Here is a 3,262-nt window from a genome sequence, read left to right on the forward strand (position 1 = left end):
CGGCATCCACAAGGTGAGCGAGATGGACGGCGCCGGACGGCGCATGCCGCTGACCACCCTGGCGTTCAGCATCGCCGCGCTGAGCATGATGGGCGTGCCGTTCACCGCCGGGGCGGTGAGCAAGGCCTGGCTGATGGACGGGGCGGCGCTGGCCGGCATGCACTGGGCGATCTGGGTGCTGTGGATCTCCAGCCTGCTCAACGCCGCCTACTTCCTGCCCATCCTCTGGCGCGCCTGGTTCCGCCGCCGGCCCTTCGCCTGGCCGCATGAGCCCACCCACACGCGGCAGTGGTACCACACCGCCTGGCTGCTGCTCCTGCCGCCCCTGGTCACCGCCAGCGCCGTGCTGGCCGCCGGCCTGTTCGCCGACTCGCCCTGGAGTCCGCTCGCGTGGGCACAGCTGATTGCCGAACGTGAATACCTGCGGGAGATACCGTGAGGGTGCGGAAGGCCGGATGTATGAGTGCAACCGCACGGACGACTTGAGCGCTTGGCCCCCGCGCGGGGCGAGCGTTCGTTATCGAACAGACGGATCCCGGCAGGGGCATGAGAATCGACAGACGCTAGGTGAGAGCAAAAAAGTTTTCGCGTACTTCCTGATGCCGGGGTTCTCGTGGAGCCCCCGCCACACAAGGGCTCGGCGTGTGTGGCAAGGCACTCAAGATGCGCGAATTTTTTTTTCATCTTCAGGTACTTAGCGGTTTGAGCGGCACCTCGATTGTTCACATTCCCCACCTAACAGGAGAACAATTATGGCTACGAACAAAAAACCACCTCGGTCGTCGCGAGAGAAAAGCCAAGGCAATCAATCCGTCACCGCAGCGCAGGGCCCTGACGGGGTGCTCAAAACTAACGACATCGTCGTAAAGCAAGCCAGCGCAAGCGACCCCTTGGTCGCCGCGATGCCCTACAACAGCAGCAAGGCGCTCGAGTACGGTCACGACAACGCCGTGGCGCCGCCGCCCGGAGCGACTGCTGAGCCGGGCTCCGGTGCGTTGACCGCGAGCACGACGACGGAGGAAACCGGGACGGCGAAAACCGGCGGCGCAGCGCGGCCCGGAACGAACCCAACCGTCGCTTCGCTCGACCGGGTCCGCGTCGATGCAAGCGATCAGCCGCTGACGACCAATCAAGGTGTTCCCATTGGCGATAATCAGAACACGTTGAAAGCCGGATTGCGTGGGCCATCGTTACTCGAAGATTTCATCCTGCGAGAAAAAATCACGCATTTCGATCACGAACGCATCCCGGAGCGCATCGTCCATGCACGCGGCTCAGGTGCGCACGGGTACTTTGAAGCCTACGACGCGCTGACCCAGTACACGCGCGCGGCGCCGTTCGCCGAGAAAGGCAAGATCACGCCCGTGTTCGTACGCTTTTCCACGGTCGCCGGCGAGCGCGGGTCGAAAGACACCGCACGCGACGTGCGTGGCTTCGCGGTGAAGTTCTATACCGACGAAGGCAACTGGGACCTGGTCGGCAACAACATGCCGATATTCTTCATTCAGGACGCGATGAAGTTTCCCGATCTGGTCCACGCCGTCAAACCGGAGCCGCATCACGGCATGCCTCAGGCGGCGTCGGCACATGATACGTTCTGGGACTTTGTCTCACTGATGCCAGAGTCAACCCACATGCTGATGTGGGTGATGTCCGATCGCGCGATTCCGCGAAGCTTTCGGATGATGCAAGGATTTGGCGTGCATACCTTTCGCATGGTCAACGCCGAGGGAAAATCCGTATTCTGCAAGTTCCACTGGAAACCGCTCCAGGGAACGCATTCACTCGTCTGGGATGAAGCGGTGAAAATATCGGGCGCCGACCCTGATTTTCATCGGCGTGATTTGTGGGAAGCCATCGAGTCGGGCGAATTCCCGGAGTGGGAGCTGGGACTGCAGATATTCAGTGAGGAGCAAGCCGAGGGCTTCAGCTTCGATGTGCTCGACCCGACCAAGATAGTGCCGGAAGAACTGGTGCCGCTGCTGCCCGTCGGGCGCATGGTGCTGAATCGCAACCCTGACAACTTCTTCGCGGAAACCGAGCAAGTCGCGTTCTGCGCGGCGCACATCATACCGGGCATCGACTTCTCCAATGATCCGTTGCTCGCCGGTCGAATCCATTCCTATGCGGATACGCAGATCACCCGACTCGGCGGCCCCAATTTCCACGAGATCCCGATCAACTCGCCGATTGCCGCGGTTCAGAACAACCAGCGCGATGGCATGCACCGTCAGGCGCTGCATCGCGGGCGCGTTGCGTACGAGCCGAACTCATTGGCGGGTGGCTGCCCGTTTCAAGCTGGAACAAGCGGATTCGTGTCCTTCCCCGCGGCGATTGCCGAAGACAAAGTCCGTGGCAAGCCGGAGAAGTTCGCCGAGCACTATGCGCAAGCCACGTTGTTCTTCGACAGTCAGACGGCTGTCGAGAAAGCCCATATTGCCGCCGCATTCCGCTTCGAGCTGAGCAAGGTCGGAGTCCCCGCCATCCGTGAGCGGATGTTGTCCTCGCTGGTGAACGTTTCACGGGAGCTGGCCGCAGAGGTCGCGGCCGGTTTGGGCATGGCGGTGCCCGCTGCAATGCCGAAGGCCATAGCTAATCCGCAGCCGCCGGAGGTGACCGTTTCTCCGGCATTGTCGCTGATGGCACTGCCGGGCGAATGCGGCATCCGCACCCGACAGATTGCCGTGTTGGTCGCGGATGGCGTCCACCATGCCTCGCTCGTCAGCCTTTATCGTGCACTGACCGACGCGGGTGCAGTGGTTCATTTCGTCGGGCCACGGGTGGGCATGTTCGTCGGCGACTCCGGCGAGAAAATAGAAGCGGACAAGTCGATGGAGAATTCTCCGGGATTCTTGTTCGATGCGCTGGTGGTGCCCGATGGACGCGAGGCGGTTCGGGCGCTCGCAGGCAACGGGCATACGATGGAGTTCATTAGGGATATGTTCAGGCACTGTAAAGCGATTCTCGCTTTGGGGGCCGGACGGGAGTTGCTGGAAATGGCCGGCATCGGGCCAGTCATGGATGAAGACGTAGGTATCCTGCTGGCGGACGGCGCCAATGCGGCCGAAATCGCGCCGGCATTCATCAATGCGGTCGCCGCTCATCGCCATCCATCCCGCGACAGTGACCCTCCAACCAAGTGACGCAACGCGACTGTCGGCGCGCTGCCTATCAGTGTTGAGGAGGAATCCATGAAAAAGAAACCGTATACCAAGAAGCAACTGCATGAGTTGTTGTATCAGGCTCTCGAGACGGAGCGCGG

2 protein-coding genes are annotated in these 3,262 nt (G+C 61.5%); both read left to right on the forward strand.

Translation table 11 applies throughout. The features are described 5' to 3' along the window. On the forward strand, window positions 1-439 hold a 439-nt coding region (locus tag VIZ63_RS17970; RefSeq protein WP_331611079.1), incomplete at its 5' end, for a proton-conducting transporter membrane subunit. 313 nt (window positions 440-752) lie between these two features. Further along, window positions 753-3,143 carry a catalase gene (locus VIZ63_RS17975; RefSeq protein WP_349261224.1) on the forward strand — a complete coding sequence of 797 codons (2,391 nt, stop codon included), beginning with the start codon at window positions 753-755 and terminating at the stop codon, window positions 3,141-3,143. The last annotated feature ends 119 nt before the right edge of the window (window positions 3,144-3,262 follow it).

This window comes from Povalibacter sp. (assembly GCF_036520495.1).
GTDB lineage: Bacteria > Pseudomonadota > Gammaproteobacteria > Steroidobacterales > Steroidobacteraceae > Steroidobacter.